Consider the following 15,477-nt stretch of genomic DNA (forward strand, 5'->3'; position numbering starts at 1 on the left):
CCGTCGTCCGATAGAAATTTTTCAGCTGGACAGGACCCGTGTGTACTTTGGGGTGATATAGCAACCCAAAGTACTCACGGGTCCCCACCTGCGGAAATGGACGTGAGAGCGTCACTTCGGGAACGCTTCGCAGCGCGTAATTCGGTGGCTTTCCGGTGTGGGGGCCGGGAAGCTCGTGCGCATGGTTTCGGTGTTGCAGAACGTGGCCATCGACTGCGCGGACGCTTATGCGCTCGCGCGGTTCTGGAGCGAGGTGACCGGTCGTCCGGTGCACCCGGAATCCGAGCCGGGCCATCCGGAGACCGAGGTGATGCTGGCCGAGGGGCCGGTGCTGCACTTCAACCAGGTGCCCGAGCCGAAGTCCGGCAAGAACCGGCTGCACCTGTGCCTGCGCCCCGAGACGTCGCGCGAGCAGGAGGTGGAGCGGCTGCTGGGCCTCGGCGCCACCCTCGTCTCCGACCTCCGGAATCCCGACGGCTCGGGTTGGGCGGTCCTCGCCGACCCCGAGGGCAACGAGTTCTGCGTCCTGCGCAGCGCCGCCGAACGAGCCGCGATGGAGTCCTGAGAGCGCCCACCCGGGGGCATCGGGGCTCTTCGACGGGGGTGGGCGGTAGTTTCTCCTCGTGCCCACCTCTGTCCCGCGATGGTCCGACCCGGTTGCGTTCGAGCCCGACGAAGACGACGTGCTCCCACCGGAGATCGCCGACGATCTCGCGAAGGCGGGCGGGCCCGGCCCGGCCGAACCGGCGCTGCCGCTGGCGGCGGCCAAGGCCAAGAAGGACATCCCGGACCTGCCGACGCTGCTGAACGTCGCGATCGAGGCGGTCGGCGGCGTCCCGCGCGAGGGCCAGGCCCGGATGGCCGAGGCCGTCGAGCACTCCATCACCTCCGGCGAGCACTTGGCCGTGCAGGCCGGGACCGGCACCGGCAAGTCGCTGGCCTACCTGGTCCCGGCGATCCGGCACGCCGTCGCCGAGGGCACCACGGTCGTCGTGTCCACCGCGACCATCGCGCTGCAGCGCCAGCTGGTCGACCGCGACCTGCCGCGCCTGTCCGGTGCGCTGGCCGATGCGCTGGGCCGCCGGCCGACGTTCGCGATCCTCAAGGGCCGCCGCAACTACTTGTGCCTGAACCGGATCCACGGCAACGCCCCGGAAGAGCCCGACGAGGGCGCGCTGTTCGACGCCTTCGCCGCCTCCGCGCTGGAGCGGCAGGTCAAGCGCGTCCAGGAGTGGTCCACCGAAACCGAGACCGGCGACCGCGACGAGCTGGTGCCCGGCGTGACTGACCAGGCGTGGCGGCAGCTGTCGGTCACCGCCAAGGAGTGCCTCGGCGTGCACCGCTGCCCGGTCGGCGTCGACTGCTTCGCCGAACGGGCCCGCGCCGAGGCTGGGCGCGCCGACATCGTGGTGACCAACCACGCGCTGCTGGCCATCGACGCCCTCGACGACCGCCCGGTGCTGCCCGAGCACGACGTGGTGCTGGTCGACGAGGCTCACGACCTGGTGGACCGGGTGACCTCGGCGGCGACCGGCGAGCTGACCGCGACCTCGGTGCGGCTCGCGGCTCGGCGCTGCGGGCGGGCCATCGACGAGGAGACCGCCGACCGGCTCGAAGAGGCCTCCGAGGGCCTGGACCTGGTGCTCCAGGCGGCGAATCCCGGTCGGCTGGAACAACTCCCGGAGGACCTCGGCGGTGCCCTGACCGCGCTGCGCGATGCGGCGTGGGCGTGCATCAACGCGCTCGGCCCGGAGCGCAAGGAGGACACCGACGGCAGCACCGCGCGCAAGCTCGCGCACGCCATCACCGAAGAAGTCCACGACACGGCGGTCCGGCTGCTCGAGGCGTTCGAGGACGAGAAGCAGCACGAGGTCGTGTGGATTTCGGCAGATCCAAACCGCCCGACGACCATCCGCATCGCACCGATCGGCGTCGGCGGGCTCCTGCGCGAGCGGCTGTTCGGCCAGCGCACCACGGTGCTGACCTCGGCGACGCTGGCGCTCGGCGGCTCGTTCGACACGTTGGCCCGCCAGTGGGGCCTGCCGGGGCAGCAGCGGGCCCAGCAGGTCGACGGGATGGCCACCGCCAAGGAGGCCCCGTCGGATTCCGGCGCCCTGAAGTGGACCGGGCTGGACGTGGGTTCGCCGTTCGAGCACCAGCGCAGCGGCATCCTCTACATCGCCAAGCACCTGCCGCCGCCGGGCCGCGACGGCCTGCCGCCGGAGTACCTGGACGAGCTGACCGAGCTGGTGCAGGCCGCGGGCGGGCGCACGCTGGGCCTGTTCTCCTCGATGCGGGCGGCCAAGCAGGCCAGCGAGGAGCTGCGGCAGCGGCTGTCGACGCCGGTGCTGTGCCAGGGCGACGACACGACGGCGCTGCTGGTCCGCCAGTTCGCCGAGGACCCGGAGACCTCGCTGTTCGGCACCCTGTCGCTGTGGCAGGGCGTGGACGTGCCGGGCGATTCGCTGCAGCTGGTGATCATGGACCGGATCCCGTTCCCCCGCCCGGACGACCCGCTCGCGTCGGCGCGGCAGAAAGCGGTGTCCGAGCACGGCGGCAACGGGTTCCTCACCGTCGCCGGGACCCACGCGGCGCTCCTCCTCGCGCAGGGCGCGGGCCGCCTCCTCCGCGCGCCGAACGACCGCGGCGTGATCGCGGTCCTGGACCCGCGCCTGGCCACGGCCCGCTACGGCGGTTTCCTCCGCGCGTCCCTCCCCCCGTTCTGGACCACCCACAACCCCCAGATCGTCCGAGGCGCCCTCCAGCGCCTCACCGGCACCGCGACCTGACCACCTCCGTCGCCCGGGTGACGGAGCTCGCCTCCGGCGTTCGGTGGTTTTGTCGGTGATCGACAACTCGGCGTTGGGCTTTCTGTTTTCGCGGGGTCGCCGGGTAGGTTGGGTCCGTCGTGCCGATCGGGCCGCGCCTGAGCTGCCCAGATCGGGGATAACACCTGGTCACAGCGCCGCAGACGGATGCGGATCCGGGGTGGCCGCGGCTCGCGCCGAGGCCCCGGTCCGACGTCGACGCCGACCGGTGGACGTTGTCGATCAACTGCTAGGGAGCCGTCGTGTCCGCACCGCGCCAAGCCGCGCCCGCCGCGAACCTGGCCAGGACTGTGGTCTTCGCCGCGTTCATCGCCGTCCTCGGCATCTTCCCGGGCTTCTACCTCGGCGGCGCCGCGGTGCCGATCGTGCTGCAGAACATGGGCCCGCTCCTGGCCGGCAGCATCCTCGGCGCCCGCCGCGGCGGCGCATCGGTGCTGCTGTTCCTGGCGCTGGTCGCGATCGGCCTGCCGCTGCTGTCGGGCGGTCGCGGAGGCATCGCCCCGTTCATCGGCCCGAGCGGCGGTTTCGTGCTCGGCTGGATCCTGTCGGCGGTGGTCGTCGGCCTGATCGTGCAGCGCTCGCCGAAGCCGGGCCTGCTGGTGCTGCTCACCGCCAACGTCGCCGGTGTCGCCGCGGACTACTTGATCGGCATCCCGTACTGGGGCCTGATGATCGGCGACCTGGGCGCCGCCGCGACGCAGTCCCTGGTGTTCGTCCCGGGTGACGCGGTCAAGCTCGTCGCCGTCTCGCTGGTCGCCGTCGCGGTCCACCGCGCCGTCCCGGCGGCGCTCACCGGCGCTGCGCGCCGCTCGCCCGCCGAGGGCTGACCGTGCTCCCGATCCTCGGCCGCTCCCCCGCTTCGCGGGTCGCGCACTCCGGCGCTGCGCTCGACGCGCCGGAGCTGCTCGCCCGGGCTCGCAGCGCTGCGCGGCTGCTGCGCCCGGGCTCGCGCGTCGCGCTCGACGGCGGGGACGCGCTGACGCGCTTGATCCACTTCCTCGGCGCGGACCTCGCGGGCTGCGCCACGCTCGTCCTCGAGCCGACGTGGACCGAACGCGACCGCTCCGCCGTCCTCGCCGACGCCGCCGTGGACGTGGTCCTGGACCTGGGCAAACGGCCTGTTCACCTCACCAACCGGAACGAACGGGCCGTTCGCTCCGTCCCCACTGGCGACGAGGCGACGCAGTTCTACCTGCCGACGACGTCGGGGAGCAGCGGTCGCCCGAAGGTGATGGTGCGGTCGCGGCGCTCCTGGTTGAGGAGTTTCGACGCGCTGGACCTGGGCTTGGAGCAGCACGACCAGGTCCTGATCCCGGGTCCGCTGAGCTCCTCGCTGTTCCTCTTCGGCGCCCTGCACTCCCTGCACGCGGGCGCCGACGTGCACCTGCTCGACAAGTGGTCCGCCCAGGACGCTGTCGACGCGGCCAGGCGCAGCACCGCCGTCCACCTCGTGCCCGCGATGCTCAGCGCGCTCGTGTCCACTTTGGAGCGGGACCCGGTGTTCCGGTCCGAATGCGCGCTGCGGCTGGTGGTCTGCGGTGGCGCCCGGGTGGACCAGGAGCTCGAGGAACGGCTGGCCAAGGTCCTGCCGGGTTGCGAGCTCGTCGAGTACTACGGGTCCGCCGAGCATTCGCTGATCGCGGTGCGGCGCGGCGGCCGGCTGCGTCCCGTCGTCGACGTCGAGGTGCGCGACACCGAGCTCCGCGTCCGCTCCGAGCTCACCTTCGACGGCTACCTGAGCAACGGCGTCGTCATCCCGCCGAGCACCGACGACGGCTGGTCCACCGTGGGCGATCGGGCGATCCTCCACGACGACGGGTCGCTCGAGGTCCTCGGCCGCGCCAGTGCGGTGATCAACACCGGAGCGCGGTTGGTCGGCGCCGAGGAGGTCGAGTCCGTGCTGCGCGGCGCGGACGGCGTGAAGGACGTCCTGGTCGCGGCCACCCCGCATCCCCGCTTCGGCGAGCTGGTGACCGCGGTGGTGGAGGTCGATCCGGCCGATCCCCCGTCGCGGCGCGACCTGCGCACCAGGGCACGGCATGCGCTGGAGCCCGCCAAACGACCCCGGCGCTGGTTGGCGATCGGCGAGCTGCCGCGGACCGCGTCCGGCAAACCGGCGCGCGCCCTGGTCGCGGAGCAGCTGCGCGATGGAACGCTCGCTGCGGAGGCGTTGTGAACCGAACTCCTGTGGTGATCGCGGCGAGGCGGACGCCGATCGGCGAGGCCGGGGGCGTTCTGCGCCACCTGCCGGTCGACCGGCTCGCGGCCCCGGTGCTGCGCGCCGCGCTGGACGACGCCGGTGCGACCACTGTGGACGATGTGCTCCTCGGCAACGTCCTCGGCCCCGGCGGAAATCCGGCGCGGGTGGCGGCGCTGCGGGCCGGGCTCGGGGAGTCAACGCCCGGCATGACCGTCGACCGGCAGTGCGCGAGCGGGCTCAGCGCGATCACCACCGCAGCCGCCCTGATCAGCGCCGGTGCCGGCGACTGGTTCCTCGCCGGTGGGGTGGAAAGCCCGTCGACCGCGCCGTGGCGCGCGTGGCGCCCGCGTTCGGCGACCGAGCCGCCCCGCTTCTACCAGCGCGCGCCGTTCGCACCGGCCGAGATCGGCGATCCGGACATGGGCCCGGCAGCGGACCTGGTCGCGGCCGAGGCCGGGATCTCCCGGGAACGCCAGGACGCGTTCGCCGCCCGCAGCCACGCGCGTGCTGTCGCCGCGCGCGAAGCCGGCCGGTTCGACGCCGAGTTGGTGCAGATCAACGGGGTCACGGCCGACGAACGGCCGCGCGCAGGCTTCACCGCCGAACGGCTCGCCCGGTTCCGGCCCGCGTTCACCCCGGACGGCACCGCGACGGCGGCGAACTCCTGCGGCATCAACGACGGCGCGGCAGCCGTGCTGATCACCACCGAGGAGCAGCGGCGCCGGCTCGGTGTGCCCGGCCTGCGACTGGTGGGCTCGCGGAACTCCGGGATCGACCCGAACCGGCTCGGCCTCGGCGCGGCGCCCGCGATGCGGGAACTGCTGGCGGAGCGCACCCCGGAAGTGGTCGAGTTCAACGAGGCCTTCGCCGGGCAGGCGCTGGCCTGCCTGGACGCCGCGGGGATCGACGAGCAGCTGGTCAGCCCGGACGGCGGCGCCATCGCGCTCGGCCACCCGTGGGGTGCGTCCGGCGCGGTGCTGGTGGTGCGGCTGTTCAGCCGGATGGTGCGCGCCGACGGGCCGCGCACCGGTCTGGCCGCGCTCTCGTCCGGCGGCGGGCTGGGAGTGGCGACGATGTGGGAGCGAGTGGGTTGATCGAGTTCGAGGGCGTCGGGCACAGCTACGACGAGCGCACCGTGCTGGACGGCGTGGACCTGCGGTTGGGCGAGCAGCGCGTCGCGTTCGTGGGAGCGAACGGGTCCGGCAAGTCCACGCTGGCCCGGATGATCAACGGTCTGGTGCACCCGTCGCGGGGCCGGGTGCTGGTCGACGGCGTCGACCCGGTGCGCAACGGCCGCGCGGTGCGGCGCCGCGTCGGCTTCGTCTTCACCCACCCGGACAGCCAGATCGTGATGCCCACGGCCGGTGAGGACGTCGCGTTCTCGCTGCGCAAGCAGGGCCTGTCCAAGGCCGAACGGCAGGACCGGGCCGCCGAAGTGCTGGCCCAGCACGGCTTGGCGGGTTACGCCGAGCACCCGGCGCACCAGCTCTCCGGTGGGCAGAAGCAGCTGCTGGCGCTGTGCTCGATGCTGGTGCTGGACCCGGACGTGCTGGTCTGCGACGAACCGACCACCCTGCTCGACCTGCGCAACAAGCGGCACTTCGCCGAGGTCCTCGCCGGGTTGCGCCAGCAGGTCGTGCTGGTCACCCACGACTTGGACCTGCTGGACGACTTCGACCGCGTGGTGGTGCTGGAGTCCGGCAAGGTCGTCGCCGACGACGAACCCGGCCCGGCCGTCCGGTACTACCGGGAGCTGGTCGGATGAACCCGCTGGGCCTGTACGAACCGGGCACCAGCCCGGTGCACCGGGCCGCGGCGGGCTGGAAGTTCCTGGCGCTGCTGGTGTTCGCGGTGGTGATCTTCGTCCTGAGCTCACCGCTCGCGCTGACCGGCTGCGCGCTGGCGGTGGCCCTGCTCTACGCCGTCGCGCGGATCCCGGCACGCCGGTGCTGGCAGATCTCCCGACTGCTGATCCCGCTGCTGGTGATCGTGTTCCTGCTCCAGTGGTGGATGCTCGGCTTCGACAACGCGGCGGTGGTCTGCCTCCGCCTGCTGGCGGCCCTCGCCATGGCGAACCTGTTCACCCTGACCACCCGCGTCGACGACCTGGTCACTGCGATCGAACGCGGCTTGGGCCCGACCCGCCGCCTCGGCGTCCGCCCGGAACGCATCGGCCTCCTCGTCGGCCTGACCCTGCAAGCGGTCGCGGCCCTGTCGACCATCGCAACCCAGGTCCGCGAAGCCCAACGAGCCCGAAGCGCCGACCGCTCCATCTCGGCCTTCGCGGTCCCGTTCCTGGTCAGAACCCTCCGCCACGCCGACGACCTCGGCGAAGCCCTGGCGGCCCGGGGCGTAGGCGACGACTGACCGACCCCTGCCCTCGGAAATCCGGGACTTTAGCCCCTGGTGCGAACACCCCCGCCCTGGGCACATTGATGGGTACCGGGGAAACCCGGTCGACCGGCCCGAGGATGCAGTGGCCTTGACGACCGATCAGGCCGCCAAAAGACCTAGTGATCGAAAGATCACGAAACATTCTCGGGCTCGGCCCATGTCTGGGCCCGTTTCCACGCCCACTCGGGTAGCACGCGGCAACTGCGGCAATATGATCTACCCGAGCAAGCTCACCGACTGCAGTAGATCGTAATCGAACGGCCTCGCCCCGGAACTCTGCCACATAATCGTCTTATGGATACCAATGCAGCCTTCGCCGCCTCATCGGCAGCCAAAAGACCTAGTGATTGAAAGATCAGAAAACACTCACAGCTCGGCCCATGTCCGGGCCACGTCCCCACTCCACAGGACCTCCGCGCCCCACAAGCGAGGTGGTCCATCTATTCACTCGTCATATCTCCTTTGCGAACCCCAGCAATGACAGCAACCAGCGAACCGGCATCACCGTCAAGCCAAATATTGAACACGTGATCCCGTCCAGAAAATGCAATCAAACGCAGGAATTCATCCTCACATTTATTCACATCGCAAAGCAGTCGATCCCATCCGATCACCTTTTCTGGACGAAATCCCGGACGCCCGAATCGCTTCTTATAGATTTCCTGCATGCCCACCTTCGAAACGTGCGACATACTGTACGCATCATCGGCACCGGGCCGCGAAAGTTCATCCAGCAGCAGTCTAGTCGCCTCATCGGATCTCATCGCGGCATCGATAACAGACACCAGACGGATCCTTGCTATTTCATCTACCGACAATTATCTCCCTCAATAAACAGGCCGCCACGGGCCACCGTTGATGCTCACTTCAGCCCCACTCACAGGCCCCCGAACAAGAACCTCGCTCTCGCCGTAAATATCCTGACTCTCCACCCGAGTATAACCTGGCGCATCGGCATTTGGAATGCGCAGCACAACTCCCGGACCATTGCCATCATCAGCAGCATCCCGGGCAACTCCATCCAGATCCGTAGTCCAGGATGTGAATTCACTTCTAGTATCTCCACCGTTATGAAGATTCGGATCGGCGTGGCCACCCCAAGGTACAGCCCTTCCGTTCAGCGCATCATCATAACCGGGATGACCGTACGGAACTCCCCGATAAAGATAGGGACCCCCCTGGCCAGGACCATCTTCACATTTCAATCCCAATGGGTCTAACCAATAATTCGGGTTAGGCACATAGTTGTGTGGTCTGAGACCGCCACGTAGCCCAAGCGGATCGATAGCCGCATACCGGCCGGACGCAGGATCGTAGTGGCGGTGGAAGTTGTAGTTGAACCCGGTTTCTGGGTCGTGGTATTGGCCGGGGAAGCGGAGTGGGGTGTGGGCGCCCGTGCGGGGTTGGTCGGTGGTGACGCCCCAGAGGGTTGTGCGTTGGTGCCAGGCGACGGCGCCTTGGTCGTTGACCAGTTCTGTTGGGGTGCCGACGAGGTCGGTGATGATTGAGTGGAACTGCTCGTCGATCCAGTGCTGGGGGGCGTTGCGGAGGGCTGAGCGTTCGGTTTGGGTTACCGGGCGGAAGGTGCCGGGTTCGTAGTTCCAGACGGTTACTCGGGCGTCGGTGAAGTTGGGGCCGTTGGGTAAGCCGTCGGTGTGGGCTTGTTCTGCCAGGACCGTGCCGTCCCAGATGAACTCGATCTGCTCGAGGACCCGGGAGCCGTCGGGGGTGAGGCGTTGTTTGGCGACTCGACGACCTAGGGGGTCGTAGCGGTATCGCCAGCGGGCACCGTCCGGGGTGAGGACTTCGACCAGGCGGTCGTCGGCGTCCCAGAAGTAGCGCCAGGTGTCCGGCTTGCGGGACAGGCGTTTTCGCTGGCGGAGCACCACCCGGCCTTGGGCGTCGTGTTCGTAGCGGACCTTGCCCGCTCGGCGGATCAGGGTGCCGCTGTACTCGCGATCGCCGAGCTCCTCGCCATCGTTGGTGGGCCAGGACGCGTGGGCCAGGTTTCCCGCTGCGTCGTAGGCGTAGCGCTCCGTCCAGCCAGGCCCGGTGACCGCAGTGACGCGGCCGACGCGGTCGAGGTCGAACGTGCGCGGGCCGGTGAGCTTGTCGTCCAGCCCGGTCAGGAAGCCGTCGGCGCGGTAGGTGTACGAGCGCTGCTGGATCTGCTGGCCGGTCGCGCCGGTGAGGGTTTGCGAGAGCAGCTGGTGGTTGGCGTTCCAGGCCTGGGCCAGGACGACGTCGGGCCCCAGGTCTCGCTGGATCTCATGGCCTGCGCGGTCGTAGCCGAAGCGCAGGGTCCGGCCGGCGGTGTGCAGCGCGGTCGGCCGACCGTTCGGGTCGTACTCCCACACGCTCTCCGCACCCGACGGTGTACGGCGACGGATCCTGCGGCCCAGCGGGTCGTACACCGAGGCCACGGTGCGGCCGTTGATCGTTTCGGCCAGCACGCGCCCAGCTGGATCGCGGTCGAAGCTGACCTGGGTATCGCCGTCCATCGCTTCGACCAGTCGGCCCAGCGGGTCGTAGCTGAAGGTCGACGTCACCGAGCCGTTGCGGCGTTCGATCACGCTGCCCAGCACGTCGCGGGTGAACGAAGTGACCTCGCCTGCTCCGTTGGTGCGTTCGATCAGCTGGCCCGCCGCGTCGTGCCGGTAAGTGACCGCACGACCGTTGAAGTCGATCTCCCGCGCCAGGTTGCCCACGACGTCGTAGTCGTAGCGCCACACCAAACCCTGCTCATTGGTGACGCTGACCAGCCGCAACTCGGTGTCGTAGCCGAACTGCAGGCGCGTCCCGTCCGGCCGGATCTCCTCCGACGGCAGATCGAAGTGCGTGACCTCCGTGCGGGTCTCCTGCCCCAGCGCGTCGACGAAGGTTCGGAGATTGCCTTCCCCGTCGTACCGCCAGCGCTCGGTCGCCCCGTCCGGCAGGGTTCGCCACGCCGGTTTGCCGTCCACGGTCCAGCCGAACCGCGTGGTGCCACCCAGCGGATCCACCACCTCCGCGACGCGGCCGAATCCGTCCCGCACATAACGCGTGATGTTTCCCAGCGGATCGGTCAGGACGACCGGTAGGCCCGCCGCGTCGGTCTCGACCCGACGCACGTTGCCCAGCGCATCGGTGAAGTTCACCAGATGACCGCGCTCGTCGTAGGAATAGCTGGTGACGGCGCCCAGCGGATCGACCGCCCTGACGATGTTCCCGCGCCTGTCGTACTCGCGGCGCGACACCGAGCCGTCCGGAGCGACGATCGCAGTGGTAAGTCGAAGGTCGTTGTACTCGAACCGGGCCTGGCTGCCATCCGGACGCGAGATCGCGACCGGGTTGCCGTCGTCGTCGTACTCGTAGCGGACCGTGCGCCCGAGCTGGTCGGTCCGGGAGAGCAAGCGGTCGCGCTCATCCCATTCGCACCGGATTTCGCCGCCCAGCGCATCGACCTCGCGGACCGTCTGACCGTATTCGTTGAGGTGGTAGGTGGTGCGGGCGCCTTGCGAGTTGGTCCAGTGAGTGATCCGGTCGTCGTACTCCAGCGTGCCGCTCAGGAAGTCGCCCGAGCCCTCCACCTCCACGACCCGACCACGGCTGTCGTAGGTGTAGCGGTACCACTTGTCGTTGCGGTCGGTCCAACTCGTGATCCGCCCAGCCTCGTCATACGTGAACTTCAGCGGCAGACCGGAAGCGTTGACCACCTCCGTGAGCCGCCGGTCCTGGTAGCCGTAGCGCATCAGCAGCACGTCGTCGCCGTTGTCCGCCTCGCGGAGGAACAACGCGGTCACCAGGCCGTCTTCGGACTCCACGCGGATGCGGTAGCCGCCGGAATGACGCACCTCGACCGGTGTTCGATCGGCATCGCGCTCGAAGTCGATGCGGTGACCGCTGCGATCCGCGATCGCGATCAACGGCAGGATTTCGCCTGCGGAACCGAAGTGCAGCGTTCTGCCCTGCGCCGCGTCGGTGATCGTGTAACTGCCGTCCTCGGATCGCGCCAAGCTCCGCTGCGGTCCAGTCACCGCGACGACGGACGAGCCGGGCGCAGGCTGCGGGAAGAGGGACAGCGTGCCGTCGTCGGCGACGAAGCACACGTCGGTCTCGTCCACCTCCAGCCGCTGGTCCAACGTCGAAGTCCACGTTGGGCCGAAGTGCTGTCCGGCCCGGAAGGATGAGAGGTGCAGTCGCTTCAGCACCAGGGGGAGCACGCCCGGGAGTTCGACATCCGTTTGTGCGAGCACCATGCTGCCCGTGGCGACATCGATCGGGTCACCGGTCGTCTTCTTCTCGGAAACAGGAACCCGGTGTTCGGGGGCGTCTGGAAGCTTCCTGAGCGTCTTGAGGACCTTGCCGACCCCACCGGTGACGAGTCCCCCCAAGAACTCACCGGTGAGCCTTCCCAGCCCGACCTCACCGCGCCCGTTGACGAAATCGTCCCAGGAGACGATCTCCTTGAACGCTTCGACGGGATGGGTGGCGGCGTAGTACATCGCCTTCACCGTCCCCAGCGGGTCGGTGAACGCGTCGTAGAACGCCGTGAACGTGCCGGCGAAACCCTCCCAGAGCGCACCGTAGAAGTTCGAATCGATCTGCGCCTGCGAATCCTGGGGCGCTACGGCTGCTTCTTCCCGCAACGCGAAAGCAGCGCTGTCGCCCGCTGCGATCAGCTCCTGCCGAGCCAGCCGCAGCATGTCCTGAGCGGCTTGCCGCCTCTCCCCGCCAGGATCGACGAACGGTGCGATCTCACCACCTTGCGCGTCGGCGACAGCTCGCTCGTAGTCCAGCTTCGCCTGCTCGGTGGCAGCTTCCCCTTCCGCCCACAACCGAGCGGCCTCAGCAGCCTCGCCCTGAGCCCACCGCAGCACGCGCGCGTACTCCTCGAGTGCGGTAGCCCCGGCTTCCAGCGAATCCCCACCATCGAACCAGCGCGGGACATCCGTCTCGTGCTGCTCGTGCCAGAGGTCTGCGGCTTCACCGCTCCACCCGCCGGCATCGATTCGTTTCAGCGCTTCACCGGTCTCGGACGCCTTGACCGCTCGCTCCCGGATGAACCGAGCGTTCGACTCGATCACGTCCGGGTCTCCGGGCACGAGCAGCGTCGGCTCGGTGGCCTCCCCCAGTTCGAAAGTCATCGAGGCATCCCCGGGATCGTCGGGCCCGGCTGCACCACATCGATCCCCGGATCGACCGAAAGCGCGTCCGCACCGGCCTGATCTGCTTCGCGGTACGCCTTGGCGGTCTCACCGAGCGAGTAGCTCATGCGGGTGGCCCGATCGCACAACGCGTCGAGGCCGACCGACCACCGGTCGCAGAACTCCGTCAAGGCCGACAGCAGATCGGCGTGCCCGTACGACTCGCTCGCGCCGGGCAACTCGCTCAACTCCGAGTTGTCCTGCCCGGCGACGAGTTCGTCCATGTTCCTCGACGCCGTTTCCAGCAACTCGATTTCGACGTGGAATCCATTGCCGTCCAAGCTCAACCCCCACCGTTCATGCCTTGCGAGCAGCCGCTTGGCGTGCTGGCGCCGTGCGCTTCCACTCCCGCTCGAGCGCGAAGAAGTCGTCCACCCTCACCACCAGCGGGAGTCGGTGGTCATCCTCGGGATCGACCATCACGCCCACGCCGGCCGGCACCAACTCCAGGAAGACCGCGCCCGGCATCGACATGTAGTCGCACTCACCTGCGTAGGCGGCGAGTCGCTCCGGGCTGGAGAACACCACCGTCCACCGGCCCCAGCTCTCGGCGTCCGTGACGAACACACCGGGTTTCTCCGGTCGCTGGGCATAAACGACCGCTTTCGCGAACGCCGCGTAGAACGCTTTGATCGGACGTTTATCCGCGCATACGGCTTGGGCCAAGGCGGCTAACTCTGATTCCCCCACGGACACGCCGGGGACATTACCCAGGCATGGGGCGAACTGTCAGGAAGTCGGTGTCATCGCCACTGGGCCAGGACGGTGACCGTGCCCGGGTCCACTTCGGTGAAGCCTGCGTCTCGGACCATGCCCACTCGGGATTCTCGCCAGGCCTTTTCCGGGGCGTCTCCGGGGTGGAGGTTTGACCAGGTTTCGGCGTCGGCTTGGCGGACCGAGCAGCGGAAGGCGTTCGCCGCCCAGCTCTCCAGTTCCGCGTGCATGCCTTCGCCGTGCAGGAGGGACGCCAGGATCATCGTCGCGTGGCCGACCTGCGCCGCCGACTTGCCCGCGCTCATCGGGACGTCCGGGTTCAGCCACAGCACCGGTGCGTTCGGCAGGGGCGGGCCCGGTTCGTCGGAGTCCAGTTCGCTGCCGGAGATCTGCAGGCGGCTGAGCTCCTTCGGCATGTCCGCGACCCGCATCGGCAGGAAGGCGCGGACCTCGGCGTTGCCGACCTTGAAGGTGCGGCCGGGCAGCGACTGCACCGCCTCCCAGTGCACGCCGCGGGCTCGCCGCGACACCTTCCGGATCCGTCCGGCGATCCAGGTGCTCATGGCCTCGTGCCACTCACCGCCCGGTTTGCAGCGCTCGTCCAGGCACACCGCCAGCGCCGCCGCGGCCGCCGCTGCCAACTCCGCGGTGCGGTCCGGCGGGTCGCGGCGCTCGATCCGCAGGACCATCGGCATCAGCACGACGTTCTCCGGATCCTCGTCCGAGGTGTCCGCCGTGGCCGCGCCCGGCAGGGCCAGCCAGGACGCGTAGCGGGTGATCAGCGGGTCGAGCACGGCGGTGTCCAGCACACCTCGATCAGCCGTTTCCGGAGCACCGTTATTCCCCGGCTGCATCACGCCTCCAGCGGCACCCGGCGCAGCACCCCGTCCTCGGCGTCGGCCGACTCGATCTCGGCGCGGGTGACGCCCAGGACGAACAGCACGGCGTCCAGGAACGGGTGCGACAGCGCCGTGTCGGCGACCTCGCGCAGCGCGGGCTTGGCGTTGAACGCCACGCCCAGACCGGCCGCCGAGAGCATGTCGATGTCGTTGGCACCGTCGCCGACGGCCACGCACTGCGCGGCCGGGACGCCGAAGGACTCGGCGAAGCGGCGCAGCGCCTTGGCCTTGCCCGGCCGGTCCACGATCTCGCCGATCACGCGGCCGGTCAGCTTGCCGTCCACGACCTCCAGCTCGTTGGCGGCGCTGAAGTCCAGTCCGAGCTCGTCCACCAGCTGGTCGATGATCTGGGTGAACCCGCCCGACACCACACCGGTGTGGAAGCCCAGCCGCCGCAGGGTGCGGATCGTGGTGCGCGCGCCCGCGGTGAGCTCCAGCTCCGCGGCGACGTCGTCCAGCACCGTCGCCGGCAGGCCCTCCAGCACGGCGACCCGCTGCCGCAGCGATTCGGAGAAGTCCAGCTCGCCGCGCATGGCCCGCTCGGTGACCTCGCGGACCTGGTCCTCGCAGCCGGCGCGCGCGGCCAGCATCTCGATGACCTCGCCCTGGATGAGCGTGGAGTCCACGTCGAAGACCACCAGCCGCTTGGCCCGCCGGGACAGCCCGGTGCGCTCCACCGCCAGGTCGACCCCGGCGCGCGCGGCGATGTCGGCCATCGCCTGCGTCAGCGCCGTGTCGTCGTCCGATTCCGGTGCGCTGACCTGCAGCTCGATCCCGGTCACCGGGTAGTCGGCGACGCGCCGGATGGAGTCGATGTTGACCCCGATCTCGGCCAGGCCGCGGGACACCTCGCTGAAGTTGCGCGCGGTCACCGGCTGCCCGAGCACCACCACGACGTGGCTGGAGGCGAGCTTGCTGGCGTCGCCGTCCTCAGCGCCGATCGCCACGTCGACGGTCATGCCGACGGTGGCCATCGCCTGCTCCACCGCCTCCTGCAGCTGCTCCGGGTCGTGCTCGGTGGACACCAGGACGCCGAGCACCAGACGACCTCGGATCACCACCTGCTCGACGTCGACGATGTCCACGCCGTGCCGGGTCAGCGCGGCGAACAGCACGGAGGTGACGCCGGGCTTGTCCTTCCCGGTCACGGTGATCAGCACGGTGGTCGCATTCGCGGCACTCACGGCAGCGGTTCTTCCTCTCTTGAACACCTCGGCAAGCGAAGAGCCCCCGCCCAAGCCAGCCTGTCCAACGTC

General features: G+C 69.4%; 13 protein-coding genes. 7 read left to right on the plus strand and 6 right to left on the minus strand.

Annotation, left to right across the window (positions count from 1 at the left end; genetic code table 11):
* Positions 1-181 precede the first annotated feature (181 nt).
* From ABTZ89_RS22585 to ABTZ89_RS22615, 7 genes are all read left to right on the plus strand, one after another.
* Positions 182-565, plus strand: coding sequence for a VOC family protein (locus tag ABTZ89_RS22585; RefSeq protein WP_270949514.1), 384 nt, complete (start codon positions 182-184; stop codon positions 563-565).
* Between the two features lie 58 nt (positions 566-623).
* Positions 624-2,789, plus strand: a complete 2,166-nt coding sequence (locus ABTZ89_RS22590) for an ATP-dependent DNA helicase (protein ID WP_408641855.1) — start codon at positions 624-626, stop codon at positions 2,787-2,789.
* A gap of 281 nt (positions 2,790-3,070) precedes the next feature.
* On the plus strand, positions 3,071-3,655 hold the full coding sequence (locus ABTZ89_RS22595; RefSeq protein ID WP_270949515.1) for a biotin transporter BioY: 585 nt from the start codon (positions 3,071-3,073) through the stop codon (positions 3,653-3,655).
* Positions 3,656-3,657: 2 nt separating this feature from the next.
* Complete coding sequence (locus ABTZ89_RS22600) at positions 3,658-5,004, plus strand: class I adenylate-forming enzyme family protein (protein WP_351047864.1); 1,347 nt, start codon at positions 3,658-3,660, stop codon at positions 5,002-5,004.
* Positions 5,001-6,122 carry a thiolase family protein gene (locus tag ABTZ89_RS22605; protein ID WP_351047866.1) on the plus strand — a complete coding sequence of 374 codons (1,122 nt, stop codon included), beginning with the start codon at positions 5,001-5,003 and terminating at the stop codon, positions 6,120-6,122. Before ABTZ89_RS22600 ends, ABTZ89_RS22605 begins: the two co-directional genes overlap by 4 nt.
* Positions 6,119-6,793, plus strand: coding sequence for an energy-coupling factor ABC transporter ATP-binding protein (locus tag ABTZ89_RS22610; protein WP_270949518.1), 675 nt, complete (start codon positions 6,119-6,121; stop codon positions 6,791-6,793). Before ABTZ89_RS22605 ends, ABTZ89_RS22610 begins: the two co-directional genes overlap by 4 nt.
* A complete protein-coding gene (locus tag ABTZ89_RS22615; RefSeq protein ID WP_270949519.1) occupies positions 6,790-7,395 on the plus strand; it encodes an energy-coupling factor transporter transmembrane component T family protein in 606 nt (201 codons plus the stop codon). The genes ABTZ89_RS22610 and ABTZ89_RS22615 overlap by 4 nt, the downstream gene beginning before the upstream one ends.
* A gap of 467 nt (positions 7,396-7,862) precedes the next feature.
* Here ABTZ89_RS22615 and ABTZ89_RS22620 read toward each other — a convergent pair whose 3' ends face one another.
* The 6 genes from ABTZ89_RS22620 to serB form a co-directional block, all read right to left on the minus strand.
* Positions 7,863-8,207 carry a hypothetical protein gene (locus tag ABTZ89_RS22620; RefSeq protein WP_351047871.1) on the minus strand — a complete coding sequence of 115 codons (345 nt, stop codon included), beginning with the start codon at positions 8,205-8,207 and terminating at the stop codon, positions 7,863-7,865.
* Between the two features lie 42 nt (positions 8,208-8,249).
* Positions 8,250-12,548: a putative T7SS-secreted protein gene (locus ABTZ89_RS22625; protein WP_351047873.1), complete on the minus strand. Its 4,299-nt coding sequence runs from the start codon at positions 12,546-12,548 to the stop codon at positions 8,250-8,252.
* Positions 12,545-12,832: a hypothetical protein gene (locus ABTZ89_RS22630; RefSeq protein ID WP_351047876.1), complete on the minus strand. Its 288-nt coding sequence runs from the start codon at positions 12,830-12,832 to the stop codon at positions 12,545-12,547. Before ABTZ89_RS22630 ends, ABTZ89_RS22625 begins: the two co-directional genes overlap by 4 nt.
* A gap of 73 nt (positions 12,833-12,905) precedes the next feature.
* Positions 12,906-13,304, minus strand: a complete 399-nt coding sequence (locus ABTZ89_RS22635; RefSeq protein ID WP_351047879.1) for an SseB family protein — start codon at positions 13,302-13,304, stop codon at positions 12,906-12,908.
* Between the two features lie 47 nt (positions 13,305-13,351).
* The gene (locus ABTZ89_RS22640; protein WP_351047882.1) at positions 13,352-14,176 is read right to left on the minus strand and encodes a peptidyl-tRNA hydrolase; all 825 of its coding nucleotides are present in this window, start codon (positions 14,174-14,176) and stop codon (positions 13,352-13,354) included.
* Positions 14,176-15,405, minus strand: coding sequence for a phosphoserine phosphatase SerB (gene serB / locus ABTZ89_RS22645; RefSeq protein WP_270949524.1), 1,230 nt, complete (start codon positions 15,403-15,405; stop codon positions 14,176-14,178). Before serB ends, ABTZ89_RS22640 begins: the two co-directional genes overlap by 1 nt.
* Positions 15,406-15,477: the final 72 nt, after the last annotated feature.

Source organism: Saccharopolyspora sp. NPDC002686, assembly GCF_040295745.1.
Lineage (GTDB): Bacteria > Actinomycetota > Actinomycetes > Mycobacteriales > Pseudonocardiaceae > Saccharopolyspora > Saccharopolyspora oryzae.

Bases quoted from the DNA above. Each gene is read 5' to 3' on its own strand.
- ABTZ89_RS22630 (WP_351047876.1), bottom strand. From the start codon at position 12,832: ATGGACGAACTCGTCGCCGGGCAGGACAACTCGGAGTTGAGCGAGTTG.
- ABTZ89_RS22625 (WP_351047873.1), bottom strand. From the start codon at position 12,548: ATGACTTTCGAACTGGGGGAGGCCACCGAGCCGACGCTGCTCGTGCCC.
- ABTZ89_RS22585 (WP_270949514.1), top strand. From the start codon at position 182: ATGGTTTCGGTGTTGCAGAACGTGGCCATCGACTGCGCGGACGCTTAT.
- ABTZ89_RS22615 (WP_270949519.1), top strand. From the start codon at position 6,790: ATGAACCCGCTGGGCCTGTACGAACCGGGCACCAGCCCGGTGCACCGG.
- ABTZ89_RS22640 (WP_351047882.1), bottom strand. From the start codon at position 14,176: ATGCAGCCGGGGAATAACGGTGCTCCGGAAACGGCTGATCGAGGTGTG.